This is a genomic window from Microbacterium sp. Leaf320 (genome assembly GCF_001423485.1).
Taxonomy (GTDB): Bacteria; Actinomycetota; Actinomycetes; order Actinomycetales; family Microbacteriaceae; genus Microbacterium.
In genome coordinates this window covers 99614-117051 of the sequence record NZ_LMOD01000003.1, presented here as the reverse complement: position 1 = coordinate 117051, position 17438 = coordinate 99614, and the positions used below count along the sequence as shown (strand labels likewise).

The 17438-nt window shown below is 68.6% G+C and carries 16 protein-coding genes; 8 read left to right on the top strand and 8 right to left on the bottom strand.

Annotation, left to right across the window (positions count from 1 at the left end):
* Window positions 1-16 precede the first annotated feature (16 nt).
* Together ASF63_RS10420 and ASF63_RS10415 are read right to left on the bottom strand one after the other, a co-directional pair.
* Window positions 17-1783: a biotin carboxylase N-terminal domain-containing protein gene (locus tag ASF63_RS10420; RefSeq protein ID WP_056513338.1), complete on the bottom strand. Its 1767-nt coding sequence runs from the start codon at window positions 1781-1783 to the stop codon at window positions 17-19.
* Window positions 1784-1861: 78 nt separating this feature from the next.
* The gene (locus tag ASF63_RS10415; protein WP_056513333.1) at window positions 1862-2500 is read right to left on the bottom strand and encodes a Maf family protein; all 639 of its coding nucleotides are present in this window, start codon (window positions 2498-2500) and stop codon (window positions 1862-1864) included.
* Window positions 2501-2523: 23 nt separating this feature from the next.
* On the opposite strand from ASF63_RS10415, the gene ASF63_RS10410 reads away from it, so the two are divergent.
* The 5 genes from ASF63_RS10410 (at window position 2524) to ASF63_RS10390 (ending at window position 8185) form a co-directional block, all read left to right on the top strand.
* On the top strand, window positions 2524-3753 hold the full coding sequence (locus ASF63_RS10410; RefSeq protein ID WP_056513330.1) for a class I SAM-dependent RNA methyltransferase: 1230 nt from the start codon (window positions 2524-2526) through the stop codon (window positions 3751-3753).
* 38 nt (window positions 3754-3791) lie between these two features.
* Window positions 3792-4454, top strand: coding sequence for a response regulator transcription factor (locus ASF63_RS10405; RefSeq protein WP_056513327.1), 663 nt, complete (start codon window positions 3792-3794; stop codon window positions 4452-4454).
* Complete coding sequence (locus ASF63_RS10400) at window positions 4444-5676, top strand: ATP-binding protein (RefSeq protein WP_056513324.1); 1233 nt, start codon at window positions 4444-4446, stop codon at window positions 5674-5676. The genes ASF63_RS10405 and ASF63_RS10400 overlap by 11 nt, the downstream gene beginning before the upstream one ends.
* Complete coding sequence (locus ASF63_RS10395) at window positions 5673-6683, top strand: hypothetical protein (protein ID WP_056513320.1); 1011 nt, start codon at window positions 5673-5675, stop codon at window positions 6681-6683. The genes ASF63_RS10400 and ASF63_RS10395 overlap by 4 nt, the downstream gene beginning before the upstream one ends.
* A gap of 302 nt (window positions 6684-6985) precedes the next feature.
* Window positions 6986-8185: an ROK family transcriptional regulator gene (locus tag ASF63_RS10390; RefSeq protein ID WP_056513318.1), complete on the top strand. Its 1200-nt coding sequence runs from the start codon at window positions 6986-6988 to the stop codon at window positions 8183-8185.
* 213 nt (window positions 8186-8398) lie between these two features.
* Here the strand turns inward: ASF63_RS10390 and ASF63_RS10385 are convergent, their stop codons facing one another.
* The 5 genes from ASF63_RS10385 to ASF63_RS10365 all read right to left on the bottom strand — a co-directional run bounded on the left by ASF63_RS10385 (window position 8399) and on the right by ASF63_RS10365 (window position 12949).
* Window positions 8399-8644 (bottom strand): acyl-CoA carboxylase subunit epsilon, encoded by a 246-nt coding sequence (locus tag ASF63_RS10385; protein ID WP_082478057.1) that lies wholly within the window; start codon window positions 8642-8644, stop codon window positions 8399-8401.
* Window positions 8641-10230 carry an acyl-CoA carboxylase subunit beta gene (locus ASF63_RS10380; RefSeq protein ID WP_396653427.1) on the bottom strand — a complete coding sequence of 530 codons (1590 nt, stop codon included), beginning with the start codon at window positions 10228-10230 and terminating at the stop codon, window positions 8641-8643. Before ASF63_RS10380 ends, ASF63_RS10385 begins: the two co-directional genes overlap by 4 nt.
* A gap of 103 nt (window positions 10231-10333) precedes the next feature.
* Window positions 10334-11335, bottom strand: a complete 1002-nt coding sequence (locus ASF63_RS10375; protein ID WP_056513315.1) for a hypothetical protein — start codon at window positions 11333-11335, stop codon at window positions 10334-10336.
* An 80-nt stretch (window positions 11336-11415) separates the two neighbouring features.
* Complete coding sequence (locus ASF63_RS10370) at window positions 11416-12108, bottom strand: NTP transferase domain-containing protein (RefSeq protein WP_056312247.1); 693 nt, start codon at window positions 12106-12108, stop codon at window positions 11416-11418.
* Window positions 12109-12388: 280 nt separating this feature from the next.
* On the bottom strand, window positions 12389-12949 hold the full coding sequence (locus ASF63_RS10365) for a hypothetical protein (protein ID WP_157534311.1): 561 nt from the start codon (window positions 12947-12949) through the stop codon (window positions 12389-12391).
* Here ASF63_RS10365 and ASF63_RS19440 point away from each other — a divergent pair.
* From ASF63_RS19440 to ASF63_RS10350, 3 genes are read left to right on the top strand one after another with little or no spacing between them, the layout of a single operon-like run.
* Window positions 12909-14177, top strand: a complete 1269-nt coding sequence (locus ASF63_RS19440; RefSeq protein WP_235560768.1) for an ABC transporter ATP-binding protein — start codon at window positions 12909-12911, stop codon at window positions 14175-14177. The genes ASF63_RS10365 and ASF63_RS19440 overlap by 41 nt on opposite strands.
* A complete protein-coding gene (locus ASF63_RS10355) occupies window positions 14153-15718 on the top strand; it encodes a hypothetical protein (protein ID WP_056513309.1) in 1566 nt (521 codons plus the stop codon). The genes ASF63_RS19440 and ASF63_RS10355 overlap by 25 nt, the downstream gene beginning before the upstream one ends.
* A 40-nt stretch (window positions 15719-15758) precedes the next feature.
* Window positions 15759-16025 (top strand): DUF3039 domain-containing protein, encoded by a 267-nt coding sequence (locus tag ASF63_RS10350; RefSeq protein ID WP_046013003.1) that lies wholly within the window; start codon window positions 15759-15761, stop codon window positions 16023-16025.
* A 22-nt stretch (window positions 16026-16047) separates the two neighbouring features.
* On the opposite strand, the gene ASF63_RS10345 is transcribed toward ASF63_RS10350, so the two are convergent.
* Complete coding sequence (locus tag ASF63_RS10345; RefSeq protein ID WP_056513308.1) at window positions 16048-17373, bottom strand: nicotinate phosphoribosyltransferase; 1326 nt, start codon at window positions 17371-17373, stop codon at window positions 16048-16050.
* Between the last annotated feature and the right edge of the window lie 65 nt (window positions 17374-17438).

The following is a 17438-nucleotide window of genomic DNA, read 5'->3' as shown; positions in this document are numbered from 1 at the left end:
TCGTGACTCTGTGCGATCAGCTGATCGTGAGCAGCTGGTGGCCTGCGGCGACGGTCGCACCGGCGGTGGCCGCGATGCTGCCGACCGTGCCGTCCTTGTGCGCCTGCAGCGGCTGCTCCATCTTCATCGCCTCGAGGACGACGACGAGGTCGCCCTTGACGACCTGCTGCCCCTCTTCGACGGCGACCTTGACGACGGTCGCCTGCATGGGCGACTTCACGGCGTCACCGGATGCGCCGGCGCTGACCGAGGTGGCGTGGCTGCGACGAGACGGCGGCACAGCGGCCGGTCGCCCCGCGGTTCCCGCGGCGACCGCGACCCGGTCGGGCAGGCTCACCTCGAGCCGCTTTCCGGCGACCTCGACGACCACGGTGTGGCGGTTCTCGGCGGCGGCAGGGGACTCGAGCTCGCCGTCCCACGCGGGGATGTCGTTCTCGAACTCGGTCTCGATCCAGCGGGTGAAGATGCCGAACTCGCCGTCGTCGGCGGTGAAGGCCGGGTCGCGGACGACCTTGCGGTGGAACGGGAGAACGGTCGGGAGTCCCGCGACCTCGAACTCGTCGAGGGCCCGGCGCGAGCGCTCGAGGGCCTCGGCGCGGTCCTTGCCCGTGACGATGATCTTCGCGAGCAGCGAGTCGAACGCTCCCGAGACCGAGTCGCCTGCGGTGACGCCGGAGTCGAGACGGATTCCGGGGCCGCCGAAGGTCTTGAAGACGTGGATCGGGCCCGGCTGGGGAAGGAAGCCGCGACCGGGGTCTTCGCCGTTGATGCGGAACTCGATCGAGTGTCCGGTCGGCTTCGGATCGTCGTAGTCGATGGTGCCACCGGCCGCGATTCGGAACTGCTCCCGCACCAGGTCGATGCCGGTGACCTCTTCGGAGACGGGGTGCTCGACCTGCAGGCGGGTGTTGACCTCGAGGAACGACACGGTGCCGTCGGCGCCGATGAGGAACTCGCAGGTTCCCGCGCCGACGTAGCCGACCTCCTTGAGGATGGCCTTGGAAGCCGAGTACAGCAGGTCGTTCTGCTCGTCCGTGAGGAAGGGAGCCGGTGCCTCCTCGACGAGCTTCTGGTGACGGCGCTGCAGTGAGCAGTCGCGGGTCGAGATGACGACGACGTTGCCCTCGGAGTCCGCCAGGCACTGCGTCTCGACGTGGCGGGGCTTGTCGAGGTACTTCTCGACGAAGCACTCGCCGCGGCCGAAGGCCGTGACGGCCTCACGCGTCGCGGATTCGAACAGCTCGGCGACCTCGTCGAGTTCGCGGGCGACCTTGAGCCCGCGTCCGCCGCCGCCGTAGGCGGCCTTGATCGCGATCGGCAGGCCGAACTCCTTCGCGAAGGCGACGACCTCGTCTGCGCCGGCCACGGGGCCGGGGGTCCCGGGGGCGAGCGGGGCGCCCACCTTCTCGGCGACGTGACGGGCGGTGACCTTGTCTCCGAGTGCCTCGATGGCCTCGGGGGAGGGACCGATCCAGGTCATCCCCGCACCGATGACGGCGCGGGCGAACTCGGCGTTCTCGGCGAGGAAGCCGTACCCAGGGTGCACGGCGTCTGCGCCGGCACGGCGGGCGATCGAGAGGATCTTCTCGATCTGCAGGTAGGTCTCGGCGCTCGTCGCTCCGCCGAGGGCATAGGCCTCGTCGGCGAGGCGGGTGTGCAGAGCGTCGCGATCCTGGTCGGCGTACACGGCGACTGAGGCGATCCCCGAGTCACGAGCGGCACGGATGATGCGGACGGCGATCTCGCCGCGGTTGGCGATGAGCACCTTGGCGATATCAGGCATGGTTGCCAGCCTAGCGAGAAGGCACTCGATCTCTTTGACGACTCTCCACAAGAAAGAAGGAGAAACGTCGACGAGACCCTACGACCAGAGGTCGGTCCAGTCGACGCCCAGCTCGGTGGCCAGTCGTCGCACGGTCGACAGCGACATCCCCACCACGGTCGACGGATCCCCGTCGACGCGGGTGATGAAGGCACCGCCGAGGCTGTCGACCGTGAACGCGCCCGCGACGTGCAGGGGCTCGCCGGACGCGACGTAGGCGGCGATCTCGGCATCCGTGATGTCGTCGGCGAACGTCACAGAGGCTTCTGCGGTCGCGGTGGCCTCGACGGGCGCGGCACCGGGGGACACCCGGAACACCGAGTGGCCGGAGTGCAGGATGCCGGTGGCGCCGCGCATCTCGTGCCAGCGCCGGGTGGCTTCCTCGGGTGTGTAGGGCTTGCCGTACACACGGCCTCCGAGTGCGAACATCGAGTCGCCGCCGATCACGATGCCGTCGAAGAGGCCTTCCGCGGCGAGCTTGTGCGCGACGTCGGCGGCCTTCGCTCGGGCGAGCAGCAGCACGAGTTCGGCTGGGGGCAGTTCGGTGCCGCGTGCTGCCGCGGCGACGGCCGCCACGGCATCCTCATCCACGGCCGGCGACTGCGTGAGCGGCTCGATTCCTGCCTGTCGCAGCAGCATCAGGCGGGCAGGGGAGGTGGAGGCGAGGCAGACGCGCATGTGCACCACCGTATCCTCGAAGGATGACTTCTTCCGCAGCCCTGCTCGATCTGGACATCACCGGCATCGCGCACGGCGGTACGTTCATCGCCCGCCACGAGGGACGCGTCGTGTTCGTCTCCGATGCGATCCCCGGAGAGCGGGTGCGTGCGAGGCTGACCGAGGACTCGACGGACGAGTCGAAGAGCTTCTGGCGCGCGGAGACGGTCGAGGTCCTCGAGGCGTCCCCGCACCGCCGACCGCACATCTGGTCGGAGGCCGACGTCTCCCGCGCTCCGGAAGAACGCCCGGGAGGTGCGGACCTCGGACACATCGACCTCGTGCATCAGCGGGTCCTGAAGCGCCAGGTGCTGACCGAGGCCCTCGACCGGTTCGCGGGTGCGGGGCTCGAGGCCCCCGAGATCGAGGCGGTCGACTCCTCCGACGGAACCGGATGGCGAACCAGGGTCACGCTGCACGTCGACGATGACGGACAGGTCGGCCCCTATGCCGCGCGCAGTCACCGCGTGATCCCCGTCGGCTCGCACCCCCTGGCGCGTCCGTCGATCGCTCGGGCCGCGCTCGCGCTCGCCGGCGGCGAGGCGGGCAGCGTCGACCTGGTCGAACCCGGCGACGGCAAGGTCCGGATCATCCGTCGGGAGCGGCTCGATGAGCGTCCCGCGCGAGGACAGGGCCGACGTCCCGCGCCCGAGGTCGTCTACGAGCAGGTGGGCGATCGACGCTTCCAGGTCGATGCCGGCGGCTTCTGGCAGGTGCATCCGCGCGCCGCATCGGTGCTCGACGGTGCCGTGTACGGCATCCTCGACGGCCATGTCGACCCCGAGAAGAAGCACTTCGACCTGTACGGAGGCGTGGGGCTGTTCGCCGCATCGCTCGCGGACCTCGGCGGCACCGACATCGTCACGGTCGAGTCCAGCAGGCGCGCGACGGCCCATGCGCAGCAGAACCTCGCGCAGCTCGGCGTCAGCGCGGTCACCGCGCGTGTCGACCGCTACATCGCAGGAGCGCCCGCGGGAACGAAGGCGGGTGCCGTGGTCCTGGACCCGCCGAGAGCCGGTGCCGGACGCGCGGTGGTCGATGCGCTCGACGCGCTCGCGCCCGACGCGATCGCCTACGTCGCGTGCGATCCCGTCGCACTGGCGCGCGATCTCGGCACCTTCCGTGAGCGCGGATGGAACGTGGGGACTCTCCGCGGCTTCGACCTGTTCCCGCACTCGCATCATTTCGAGGTCGTCGCGCTGCTCACGCGGTGACGGGGATCGACACCCGCGCGAATCACTAGGCTGGGTGGATGAGCAGGGTCGCACTCATCGACGATCACGAATCCGTCCGCCTCGGTCTGGAGGCAGCGTTCGCCCGTGATGGCGCGCAGACGGTGGTCTTCTCCGGCAGCACTGTCGTGTCGTACATCGAGTGGCGATCCGCTTCCGCGGCCCCGCCCGCAGACGTGGTCGTGCTGGACCTCACTCTGGGTGACGGCACGACGGTCACCGAGAACGTCAGATCGCTCGTCACCGACGGTGCGAGCGTCGTGATCCACAGCGTCGCCGACCGTCCGGCGGCCGTCCGCGAGGCGCTCGCCGCCGGCGCCGCCGGAGTCGTCAGCAAGTCCTCGGCGCTCGACGACGTGCTCGATGCGATCCGCACGGTCGCCGACGGCGAGGCTCTCAACAACGTCGAATGGGCGAGTGCCGTCGACGGCGACCGTGACTTCGCGGATGCGCAGCTCTCCTCTCGCGAGCGCGATGTGCTGCGCCTGTACGCGGCGGGTCTGCCGCTGAAGGCTGTGGCCGAGCGTCTCGGGGTCGCGTACTCGACCGCCAAGGAGAACATCACCCGGATCAGGGTGAAGTACGTCGAGGTCGGGCGCCCGGCGCCGACCAAGGTCGACCTTCTCCGCCGCGCGATGGAGGACGGGATCGTCGCCGCAGACGGAGCGCCGAGTGCCCACTGACCCGCTCAGCATCCGCGATGCCTGGAGCAAGATCCCTTCCCCGGGGAGCGTCGAGACAGAATTCGAGCGATTCACGGGCAAGCGCATGGAGCGCATCCTCGCGACGGTGGTCGCGATCGGATCGGCGATCCTCGGAGCCCAGGCGCTGATCGCCGGCATCACGACGATGTCGTGGTCGGATCCTGGGAGGATCGCGATGCTGCTGGTGGTGTTCACACCACTCGTCGTGATGCTGATCGCCTGTGTGGTCGGACGAGGGGTGCGCACCGCGTCGGGTGCGTTCGCGATCGTCTACACCCTTGCACTCGGAGCCTGGCCGAGCTTCGTCGACCCCGTGGGCAAGGCGGCGGATCAGCCGTGGATCTTCTTCCTCGTCAACGTCGGCGTCGTCGCCGCGATGCTCGCGTTCCCGCTATGGCTGCAGTTCGCCTGGGCCGTGGGCCTCCCCTTCGTCTACGGGTACGTTCGGCTGGTCGAGGGGGAGTTCTCGCGGGATTTCTGGGTGACCACGGCGTTCGACGTGTCGTTCACACTGATCCTCGGCATCGTGATCATCGCGCTGGGCTGGATGTTCCGATCTGTGGCGGCCGGCGTCGACGAGGCCCGCGCGCACGCTGTGGAATCCTATGCATCGGCCGCGGCGGCTGCCGCTGCGGAGGAGGAGCGTGCGACCATGTCGGCGCTCATGCACGACAGCGTCCTCGCCGCTCTCATCGCTGCGGAGCGGGCAGAGGGGGAACGTGCACAGGAGCTCGCCGTCGGCATGGCGCGCGAGGCGTTGACCCGGCTCGCGAACACCGAAGCCGCGGTGGCGCAGGAGGGGAGCGATGAGCCGGTCGGAATCGCGCAGATCGTCGTGGAGCTGCGGCGGGCGCTCTCCGAGCTCGGAGCGGATGCGATCGTCGAAGAGCGCGGGGGGATCGGACTGATCCCGGGTCGCGCCGCGAGGGCGCTCGTGCTCGCCGCCCGACAGGCCCTCGGCAACGCCGTGACGCACGCGAACGGACGGGGGCTGCACATTCTCGCCGAGGGGAGGGGCGACGAGGGGATCAGCGTGACGATCACCGACACCGGTCCCGGGTTCGACCTCCAGGCCATCGGTGCTGACCGCCTCGGCATCAGCGCGTCGATCCTCGCGCGCATGGCCGGCGTGGCCGGGACGGCGGACATCGACTCGAGCGAGTGCGGCACCACCGTGACGCTCGGCTGGGAGCGTCCATGAACCGGACGGTGCGCAGCGTCGCGACCTCTCTCGCGGTCGGATTCGCGATGTACTTCGCCGCCAGAGGCGTCTGGTGGATCGAGCAGCCCACCGGGCCGCTGCTGATGGTGGCAGCGATCGGCCTGTATCTCGTGGTCGTGAACGCGGCGATCCTCTGGGACTCTGCGACGTCGGTGCGGATGCCCCTGTGGGTCGCCCTCGTCACGCTGGCATCCAGCGTGCTTATCCCCATCCTCGTGACGCTCTCGCTCGATCCGCTGACTCTGACCGCGCCGTTCGCCACGTGGTACATCGGTGCGCTCGGCCTGGTGGGCATCGTATGCATCGTGCGCCGCCGATTCGTGATCGGCTGGCTCGTCGTCCTGGTCCTCGTGGTCGCCTCGTCGGCCTATCTCGGGTTCTTCGTGGCGCTGTCGCTCGGCCTGGTCGGATCCTTCATGTGGGTCGCGGTGGCCCACCTGCTGGTGATGTTCTGGGATCGGGCGGTGCGTGACACCGAGCGACTCGCCGGCATCCAGCAGGCGGTATCCGCGTGGCACGCGACGCAGCAGGTGCGGCAGAAGGAGCGGCGCCTGCGCACGCAGTTCGCGCTCGCCGTCGCCGGACCTGTGCTCAGCCGCGCCGTCGCGTCCCGTGGTGCGCTCGACGCCGAGGAACGGCTCCAAGCGAGGCTGGCCGAGGGGCGGCTCCGCGACGAACTGCGCGGCGCCGACCTGCTCAACGATGCGGTACGGGATGCGATCGAGGATGCCCGGCGGCACGGTGCCGTCGTGACCGTCTTCGACGAGGGCGGTCTGGACGATGTCGACGAAGCGCGGCGAGCCGTGATCCGTGACGAGCTCGCCAGGGTGCTTCGCGACGCCGACGCCGAGCGCTGGATCATCCGTGCCGCACGGGATCCGCTGACGGCGGTGACGGTGGTCGGTCGGGCCGGCGCCGGCGGGCAGAGCGATGACGACGCCGTGGACGTCTTCCACGAGATCCCCCGCGAGGCGACCGAGCACTGAGATGCGGCCCCTGCCCTCGGCTCTGGCCGGGGGAGGAGGTCAGAGTCGAGGTCAGACAGAGTGGGCGAGGGGCGGCGAATCCGCCAGCCCCTCGCCATGCGGACAGTTACCCGAAAACCATCCGCTGGTGGCCGGTCTGCGTCTGTCTACCCTGGGACAGAGAGACCAGCCGAACGCGAAGCGTCTTACTCAGTCTCGTGGTTATTCAAATCGTTGTCTGTAGGTATTTTGGGGGACACGGGAATGGCCCCCATGCGAGAAGATGGGGCATGGGAATGCGCCGAGGAACCAACCTCCCCCGAATGGGCGACTTCAACCAGTCGGTGATCCTCGAGGCCATCCGTCGCTCGGTCGAGGGGCTCAGTCGGATCGAGCTCGTCGAGGCGACGGGGCTCTCTGCCCAGACGATCACGAACATCACCCGGCGGCTGCTCGACGACGGCTTCATCGCCGAGGCGGGGCGGACGATCAACGGACCCGGCAAGCCCCGTGTCACTCTCCGCCTGGTGGCGGAGAGCCGCTTCTCGGTGGGTGTGCACCTCGACCCGGCGGTGATCACCTTCGTTCTGCTGAACATGTCGGGCGGCGTGGTCCACCGACTCGTGGTTCGGACGCCGGACAAGGATCCTCGCCGCATCGTCGAGACCATGGCTCAGACGATCGATGCGCTGATCGACGAGGCCGGAGTCGACCGCGCTCTCGTCGCGGGTGTAGGGGTGGCCGCTCCCGGTCCGCTCGACGCGCAGAAGGGCACGGTGATAGACCCGCCGAAGCTGCATGGCTGGCATCGAGTTCCGCTGCGTTCGGTTCTCGCCGAGGCCACCGGGTTCGACGTCACTCTCGAGAAGGACACGACGGCCGCGGCCGTGGGCGAGCTCTGGATGGGCACCGATTCCACCGAGGGCTCGTTCCTGTTCATCTATCTCGGAACGGGTCTCGGAGCCTCCGTGGTGCGCGAGGGCGGTGTCATCACGGGCAGTTCTCATAACTTCGGCGAGATCGGTCACATCATGGTCGATCCGGAGGGGCCGGCGTGCTCGTGCGGATCACGCGGGTGCGTGGAGGTGGTGTGCACACCGCAGGCGATCGTCGAGCAGGCGGAGACTGCGGGAGTGTTCGATGATGATCGAGACGCTGACGACGAGCATGCCGTAGAGGCGCGTTTCACCCTCCTCTGCGAGCGAGCCGGTGCCGGCGATTCGCCTGCGCTCGCGGTGCTGCGCCGGGCGGCGGGCCACCTCGCGGTCCTGATCTCGGCGCTGACCAACGTGCTCGACGTCGACCGTGTCGTGTTGGGAGGGCCGTTCTGGGGGCGCCTGGCCGAGGTCTATCTGCGCGAGCTCCCCGAGCAGCTGAACAGGCGAAGCGCCACGCGCGCAGTGCACCTTCTCCCTGTCGAGGGCACCGTGGTGGGAGACGATGTGGGTGCGGTCGGTGCTGCATGCGTCGTTCTCGACGCCGTTCTCACCCCGAGGGCATCCGATCTCTACCTCGACGACTGAACGATCCCCGAACTGCCATACCGGTATATCGGTTTTCGAAGTGGGTTGATAATTCCAATCGATGTACTATCGAAGGGATGCGCCGACTGGGGTGCTCCGATTGCTGGGACGACGGTCCCGCGTCGACCGGGGGAGACTGTCTGCGTGGCCCGGAAGCTGGGGGGCTCCGGGTCTCGCAGGCGCCTCACCCGCCTCGCGTTCAGCGACGAGCGATCAGCCCGAGAAACGGCCCCACGGGATGTCCCGTCGAAGAGGTCTCCGCAGCGGACGCTGCGTGCGAGTCCACGCGGAGACGCGGGGTACGTCGGCGACAGCATCCGCCGACTCCTGCGCGTACGCGTCGCTCACGACCGCGATGAGCGCGGCGAGCTCCTCTTCCGTGGCGGAGCCGCGCGTGATCTCGATCGTCGGCGGACGCTCTGCCCCCGCCGGCGTCTCCGGTGCGTCCTGCGCGCTCACAGGGGGATGTTCCCGTGCTTCTTGGGCGGCAGCTCCGCCCGCTTGCCGCGCAGGGCGCGGAGGGCCTTGGCGATGGAGACGCGGGTGTTCGCCGGTTCGATGATGCCGTCGATCTCGCCGCGCTCGGCCGCGAGGAACGGTGAGGTCACGCTGTACGTGTACTCGTTCGCGAGGCGCGTGCGCACGGCTGCGACGTCTTCGCCTGCCTCTTCAGCGCGCTTGATCTCGCCGCGATACAGGATGTTGACCGCACCCTGTCCGCCCATGACGGCGATCTCGGCGGTGGGCCAGGCGAGGTTCACATCGGCGCCGAGCTGCTTCGAGCCCATGACGATGTAGGCGCCGCCGTAGGCCTTGCGGAGGATCACGGTGACCAGCGGCACCGTGGCCTCGGCATACGCGTAGATGAGCTTCGCGCCGCGGCGGATCACACCGGTCCACTCCTGGTCGGTGCCTGGCAGGTAGCCGGGCACATCGACGAGCGTCACGATCGGGATCGAGAACGCATCGCAGAAGCGCACGAACCGGCTGGCCTTCTCGCCGGCTTCGATGTTGAGGGTTCCTGCCATCTGCGACGGCTGGTTGGCGATGATGCCGACCGAGCGGCCCTCGACGCGTCCGAAGCCGATCACGATGTTGGGCGCGAAGAGCGGCTGGACCTCGATGAAGTCCCCGGCGTCGACGACGTGCTCGATGACCGTGTGGATGTCGTACGGCTGATTGGGGGAGTCCGGGATGATCGTGTTCAGCGTGCGATCGGCATCCGTGGTCTCCCACTCGAAGCCGCTCTCGTAGCCGGGGATCTCCGCCATGTTGTTGTCGGGCAGGAAGCCCAGAAGCGTGCGCGCATAGTCGATCGCATCGTCCTCGTCTTCGGCGAGGTAGTGCGCGACGCCGGAGCGGGTGTTGTGCGTGAGGGCGCCACCGAGCTCCTCCATGCCGACGTCCTCGCCGGTGACCGTCTTGATCACGTCGGGGCCGGTGACGAACATCTGGCTGGTCTTGTCGACCATGATGACGAAGTCCGTCAGGGCGGGGCCGTACACGGCACCGCCGGCGGCCGGGCCCATGATGATCGAGATCTGCGGGATGACACCGGACGAACGGGTGTTCAGACGGAAGATCTCGCCGTATTTGCTGAGCGCGAGCACCCCCTCCTGGATCCGCGCGCCGCCCGAGTCGAGGATGCCGATGATCGGCATGCCGCCGGAGAGCGCGAACTCCATGATCTTGATGATCTTGTCGCCCGACACCTCGCCGAGCGAGCCGCCGAACGTGGTGAAGTCCTGCGAGTACACCGCGACTGTTCGTCCGTGGATCGTGCCGACGCCCGTGACGACCGAGTCTCCGTATGGCCGGTTCTTGTCCATCCCGAAGGCCGTGGTGCGGTGGCGCACGTACTCGTCGAACTCGACGAAGCTTCCTGGATCGACGAGCAGCTCGATGCGCTCGCGGGCGGTCATCTTGCCCTTGGCGTGCTGCTTGTCGTGCGCGACCTTCTCAGCGTCGACAACGGCTTCGTTGTAGCGAGCGCGGAGGTCTGCGATTCTGCCGGCGGTGGTCGAGAGTTCGGGCTTGTCCGTCACGGATTCCACCCTATCGTCGGCTCGGCCCCGTCCGTTGGATGCTCGCCACAACGGGTCGCCGGATCCTTTGGCGGCTCTCTCGGGTCCGGTGATCCACGCGGAGTCAGTCGCTCCGGCCGGGACGCGCGTCTGTGCCGAGCTCGCCCGACAGGTCATGGGTGCCCGACCGCTCGCCCGCGCCGCTTTCGATCTCGGACGTTCCGTGCTTGCGCCCACGACCCACCGACGTGATCTTCCGTCCGGCCCAGCCGACACCGCGCGCCGCGGAACCAGCCGCTCCCGCGATGGCCCCGCCGACGAATTGCGCGCCGTGCAGCATCCGCAGTTCGAGCTTCTCGGCACCGTCGACCGGTTCTAGGTCGAGGGGCAGATCCATGGGAGCCGCGCCGAACGCGCGGTGCGAGGTGGTGAGCACGCGGCGTCCGAGGATGTGGTTGCCCGCCCCGCCGACGGCTGCGCCGACACCGAACGGCAGTGCTTTGCCGATGAAGGAGGCGCCTCCCTTGGCGGCGAACTGCTTCACGAACATGCTCTTGAGCTGGTCGACCAGCGGTCCGACCGCGGCCCGGGGGAGCGACTTCGTCACCATCTCGCCCCAGTAGGACGAACGGGTGCCGCCCTTGCCCGTCGCCTCTCCGGCGAGCTGACCGACCAGCGCCACGCCCTCCTTGCCGAGCATGAGCGTCATGACGAGAGCTCGGGCCCTGTCGGGATTCGAGACCGCGATGCCGTGCACCTCGGCGACCGACTGAGCGAAAAGGGCGGTCGACTCGACGAAGCCGACGGTCTCGACGCCGGAGAGGGCGAGCGTGATGCCCGTGCCGATGCCGGGAACGACAGCCGTCGCACCGACGGCTGCGCCGCCCGTGGTGACCGCCGCGAGATAGCGGCGTTCGAGGATGCGGATGATCTGCTCGGGCGATGCGTGGGGGTTGCGCAGACGGATGCTGCGGATGTGCGCGAGCACGAGCGGTCGTTGGATCGCGAGGACGCGATCGAGGCCCCGCACCATGAACGGATGCTCGGTGGAACCCACCGGCGGCACGCCCCTGTCCCACGGGGAGTCATCGGGGAGCGAGTGGATCTTGTGCACCTTGGGGGCCATGGATCGATCCTAGGAACACAGCCCGCGAAAACGCCGAAAGCCCGGCACCCTTGACGGGGCCGGGCTTTCGTGAAACGAGATCAGACGAACAGGTTCGCCCGCTCCAGGTCTTCGGCGAAGTCGACCTCGACCGCGTAGAGGTCGGAGACGTCCATCGGCTCGAGCAGGAGGCCGTCCTCGGCGATCGCGAGTTCGAGTCCGCGCTCGAAGTAGTCCTGGTCCTCGACGCGCTGCAGCTGGCGCATGAACGCCTTCTTGTTCGCGGAGGAGATGTAGTTGATGCCCACGGCCTCTCCGAGTCCGCCCTTGACGGTCTTGGAGAGCTCATTGATGAAGCCCTCGGCCGTGACCGTGTACTTCACCTCTTCGTCGCTCACCTTCGAGGTGTTGACCGTGACGAACGACTGGTCGCGCTCGATGTAGGCCGCCGCACGGCCCAGGATCATCGGGTCGAAGACGACGTCACCGTTCATCCAGAGCACGCCGGACTTGCCGGTCGCGCCGAGCGCGCGCAGCAGGCTCTTCGACGTGTTCGTCTCGTCGTAGCGCTCGTTGTGCACGTAGTTGACGTTCGGGAAGGCCTCGATGATGGTCTCGGCGCGGTAGCCGACGACGGAGGTGATGCGTGCGTCGGTGCCGAAAGCGGCGCGGATGTTGTCGTGCTGCTGACGCATGATCGTGCGGCCGTCGCTGAGCTCGGTGAGCGGCTTCGGCAGCGCGCGGCCCAGGCGTGAGCCCATTCCTGCTGCGAGGATGACGGTCTGAAGAGTCACGAGTGCTCCTAAAGGAAGTATGTGTTCACGGTCGGTTCACCGACCAGACACTTCGTCGTGCCGAGAGCCATGCTAGCGATCCAGCCTGGGAACCCCCGGGGGTTGTCGCCCCTGTTGCCAATTCGTGATCCAGTACACACCCAACACTCAGATTCGTCCAGATCGGCCCTGTGCGGGGTCCGATCTGTGATTCCGGGGCCAATTGTTGCGGCGACCCTAAGAAAGTGGGTACCCGTTGATACCGTAGGACGGTGACTGCTTCCCCCGACGACCGCACCGATCAGGTGGCCGACGCCGCGCCCTCGACCGCCGAGAAGACGCCGGCTCGGAAGACGCCCGCCAAGAAGGCGACGAGCGCGCGAACGCCCGCGAAGTCAGCCGCAGACAAGGCTGCAGCGACGATCGAGGTGGTGGCGGAGCCCGCGCTGAAGATCGACCGGAGTGTCGAGGCTGCGGCGTCGCGTTCCACCGCGCCGAAGAAGACCACGTCGGCCGCGGCACGCACTGCCGCAGCGAAGAACTCGGCTCGCCCGACGAGCGCTCGAGGTGCTGCCGCGAAGACCACCGCAGCGCGATCGACGACGGCCAAGTCGAGTGCCGCGAAGACGACGGCTGCGAAGACGACGACCTCGAGGACGACTGCCCCGAAGACGACCGCGGCGAAGACGACCGCGGCGAAGACGACGGCCGCGAAGACGACCGCCGCGAAGACGGCTGCGGCGAAGGCCGCGGCCGAGAAGAGCGCCGCGGCGAAGTCCACTGCCCGCACGTCTGCCGCAAAGACGGCTTCGGCCAGGACGGTGGCTGCGAAGACCGCCGCTGCGAAGACGGCTGCGGCCAAGGCCGCCGCTGCGAAGGCTGCTGAGGCTGAGGCCGCGGAGGCGAAGGCCGCCGAAGCTCGGGCCGTGGAGGAGGCGGCGGCTGCGAAGGCCGCTGCGGAGGCGAAGGCCGCTGCGGAGGCGAAGGCCGCTGCGGAAGCGAAGGCCGCTGAAGCGACCGTGCCCGCTCCCGCCGTGACTGACCCCGTGGCGGGCGGCGCGGATGACGTTTCTTCCTTCATCGAGCGACCCCGCATCGACGACGTCGACGCGCCGTCGATCGAGTCCTCCACGGCTGACGCCGCTTCGATCGAGTCCCCGACAGCTGACGCCGCTTCGACCGATGGCGCGACCTCCGACGTCGTCGAGGTCCTCGAAGACGCTGCAGCGGATGAGCCCGCAGACGAGAGTCCGGCGTCCGACGTCGTCGACGCCGTCTCCGATGCGGATGCGACGGAAGAGGCCGTCAGCGGTGTCGAGGCGGCATCCGCCTCTGAGGCGATCCGCATCCGCGGCCTGGTGAAGAGCTTCGGCGACCACACGGCGGTCAACGGCATCGATCTGACCGTGCCCGCCGGGTCGTTCTATGGAATCGTCGGGCCCAACGGCGCGGGCAAGACGACGACGCTCTCGATCGTCGCGGGGCTTCTGCGCGCCGACGAGGGGAACGTCGTGATCTGCGGCATCGACCAGGCGGCCAAGCCGCTCGCGGCGAAGCGGATGATGGGTGTGCTGCCCGACCGGCTGCGCACGTTCGATCGCCTCACCGGCCGTCAGCTCCTCTACTACTACGGCCTGCTGCGAGGTCTCGCATCGAACGTCATCGAGAAGCGCGTCGGCGACCTCGCGCGCGCCTTCGACCTCGGCGAGGCGCTGAACCGCGTCGTCTCCGACTACTCGGCCGGTATGACGAAGAAGATCATGCTCGCGGGAGCGATGATCCACTCGCCGCGCGTCCTGGTGCTCGACGAGCCCTTCGAAGCGGTCGATCCCGTGTCGTCCGCGGTCATCCTCGACATCCTGCGCGCATACGTCGACCACGGCGGAACGGTCATCCTCTCCAGCCACGGCATGGATCTCGTCGCGCGCGTCTGCTCGCGCGTCGCGATCATCGTCGGGGGAGAGGTGCTCGCCGAGGGCACGATCGATGAGGTGCGCGCAGGGCAGACGCTCGAGGCGCGATTCGTCGAGCTCTCCGGTGGCATCAGCGAGGTGGAGGGGCTCGAGTGGCTGCACACGTTCTCCGACTGAGGGCGGCGCTCCTGATCGGATCGCTCCGCGGCGAACGTCGGGTGCGCACGTTGATCATGCTCGCCGTGATCGTCGTCCTCACGTCCGTGGTCTGCGCCGCGGTCCTGAGCCTCGACGACGCTCCGGTCGCCGTCGCGCGCACCGTCATCGTGCTCGGCAGCGCCGCGCTGCTGCTCGGATTCCTGGTCGGCCCGATCCTCGTGGGTGCCGTCGACCAACTCGACCCCCGGCGGTTCGCCGTGTTCGGGGTCGACGAGCGGCAGATGCCGTGGATCCTCGCCCTCGCCTCGTTCATCAGTGTCCCGAGTCTGGCGCTGCTCGCGGTGAACATCAGCGTCTGCGTCGTCGCGATCAGGCTGGGCGCCCCGTGGCTGCTCGCCGTATCGATGAGCTTCGTGAGCCTCATGTCGACGATCCTGGCGGCGAGGGTCGGAATGGCCGTCAACGCGCTGGTCCTGCCCGAACGCCGATCACGCGAGCTCACCGCCCTCTTCGCCCTGGCCGTGATCGTGATCGCATTCCCCGTGGCCGTCTTCCTCGCATCCCTGAAGTGGGACGGCGAGGTGCCCGCTGCGGTCGGCACCCTCGCGGCAGCCGTCGGTGTCACCCCCTTCGCGGCATCGTCGCGCTTCCTCTTCTCGTTCGCGACGGACGACAACACCGGCGCCTGGATCAGCGGTGTCGTGGCGTTCGCGACCGCCGCGGTCCTCTGGGCGCTGTGGACGTGGCTCGTGCGTCGACTGCTGACCACCACGGAACGGCCCGTCACATCGCGCGAGCGATCCGGACTCGGCTGGTTCGGTCTGCTCCCGTCGAACGCCTTCGGCGCGATCGCGTCGCGGAGCCTCGTCTACTGGCTGCGCGATCGTCGGTACATCATGAACCTGATCGTGGTCCCCGTCGCGGGCGTGCTCACGGTGCTCCCTCTGCTCGTCGCAGGGGTGCCGCTCGAGATCGCGGCGCTCGTCCCGGTCCCGGTGATGGCGCTGTTCTTCGGATGGCTTCCGCACAACGACGTCGCGTACGACTCGACCGCGCTGTGGACGCATGTCGCGAGCGGTGTGCGCGGTGTCCCGGATCGCCTGGGACGATTGGTGCCGGTCGTGCTGGTCGCCGTGCCCGTGCTGGCGATCTCCGTGCCGCTGACGCTGCTGTGGATCGACGACTGGCGTCTTCTGCTCCCGCTCACGGGACTCGGGGCCAGTCTGCTGCTGTCGGCGCTCGGGTTCTCGAGCATCGTGTCGGTGATCGCGCCCTATGCGGTGTCTCGCCCGGGAGACAGCCCGTTCCAGCAGCCGCAGCGACCGACCTCGAGAGGCGCCTACGGCCCGGCCGCGGCGTTCCTCGGCGCCATCGTCGTGAGCATCCCGACCATCTGGCTTCTGGTGCTCACGATGCTCGAGGGCTCGCAGTTCGCTCCGGCGACGTTCTGGGCCGGAATCGCCACGGGCCTGGTCGTGCTCGCCGTCGGCGTGACGGTCGGCGGTCGGATCTTCGAGCGTGGGGGCGAGCGCCTGATGGAGTTCGTCGAGACAGCGTGACAGCCGCCCACCAGCGGCTGTGCACGGCTAGACTCTCGGCATGAGTACTCCGCTGGACAGCCCCGATCAGGGCGGCGTGGCAACGCTTGATCGCGAACTGGAAGAGCTCCTCCGGGAGGAGAATCTCGAACCGGGCGACCACGAGCGCTTCTCGCATTACGTGAAGAAGGACAAGATCCTCGAGTCCGCCATCACCGGCAAGCCGGTGCGCGCGCTGTGCGGCAAGAAGTGGACCCCGGGTCGCGACCCGGAGAAGTTCCCGATCTGCCCCACGTGCAAGGAGATCTACGAGTCGATGATCAGCTGAGCCGCACAGGTTCAGCGGCGCATCAGCTCGCGTCGACGAACACGGTCGGGATGGCCGGGTCGGATTTGCTCAGGGCGAGGGCTCTGACCGGAAGCTCTTCGCGCACGCGCAGGTGATGCGCCCGAGCGGATGCCGTGCCCTCGGGCCCTTCGAAAGCGGTGTCGATCTCGCCGGCCTCGACGAACGTGGTCTGCAGCGCACGACCCTCCGGGTGCTCCGCCGGGGTGTCCAACTGCTCGAAGCCGTCCGACACCACGACGGTCTCGGTCTCTGCCACGCCGTCGACGAGCGTGCGGAAGGCCGCCTTGCGCCCGCCCTGCGATGCCTTGTCGGTCGAGGCCTTCGCGACTCCGATCCATGCTCCGGTCGGGTCCTGCCGTGCGACGAGCTTGTAGACCATGCTCGCAGTGGGATATCCGGAGCCGGTGACGACCGAGGTGCCGACGCCGTACGCGTCGACCGGTGACGCCGCCAGCGCAGCGATGGCATACTCGTCGAGGTCGCTCGTGACCGTGATCCGCGTGCTCGTCGCTCCGAGCTCGTCGAGCTGAGCGCGTACCTCCGCCGCGACGATCGGCAGGTCGCCGGAGTCGATCCGCACACCGCCGAGGCCGGTACCGGCCACGCGAACGGCTGTCTCGACGCCGGTTCGGATGTCGTAGGTGTCCACGAGCAGGGTCGTGTCGGTACCGAGGCTGTCGATCTGCGAGCGGAAGGCCTCTTCCTCGGTCTCGTGCAGAAGGGTCCACGAGTGCGCCGCGGTGCCCATCGTCGGGATTCCCCATCGGCGTCCGGCCTCGAGGTTGCTCGTCGCACGGAATCCGGCGATGTAGGCCGCGCGGGCGGCAGCCACGGCGGACTGCTCGGCGGCGCGGCGGGAACCCATCTCAGCCAGCGGGCGCTCGCCGGCCGCGATGCTCATGCGCGATGCGGCGGTGGCGACGGCCGAGTCGTGGTTCAGGACGCTGAGCGCGAGGGTCTCGAGCACGACCGCGTCGGCGAACGTGCCCTCGACGGTCAGGATGGGGGAACCGGGGAAGTACAGCTCGCCCTCGCGGTAACCGCGGATGGAGCCGGTGAAGCGGTAGTTCTCCAGGTAGGTCAGCGAGTCGGAACCCACCACGTCGTTGTCGCGCAGGAAGCGCAGCTCGTCGTCGCCGAAGCGGAACTCGCGCAGCAGTGAGAGCAGGCGCCCCGTGCCGGCGACGACGCCGAATCGGCGCCCGCCGGACAGCCGCCGTGAGAAGAGTTCGAACACGCTGGGCCGTGAGGCTGTTCCGTCGCGCAGCGCAGCGGCGAGCATCGTGAGTTCGTAACGGTCGGTCAGAAGCGCCGTGGACGTCGTCATGCGCTCAGCTTAGTGACGACATCCACCCGGGTTGCTGAGCGTGACGCTGGGTGCGCGCGGGTAGG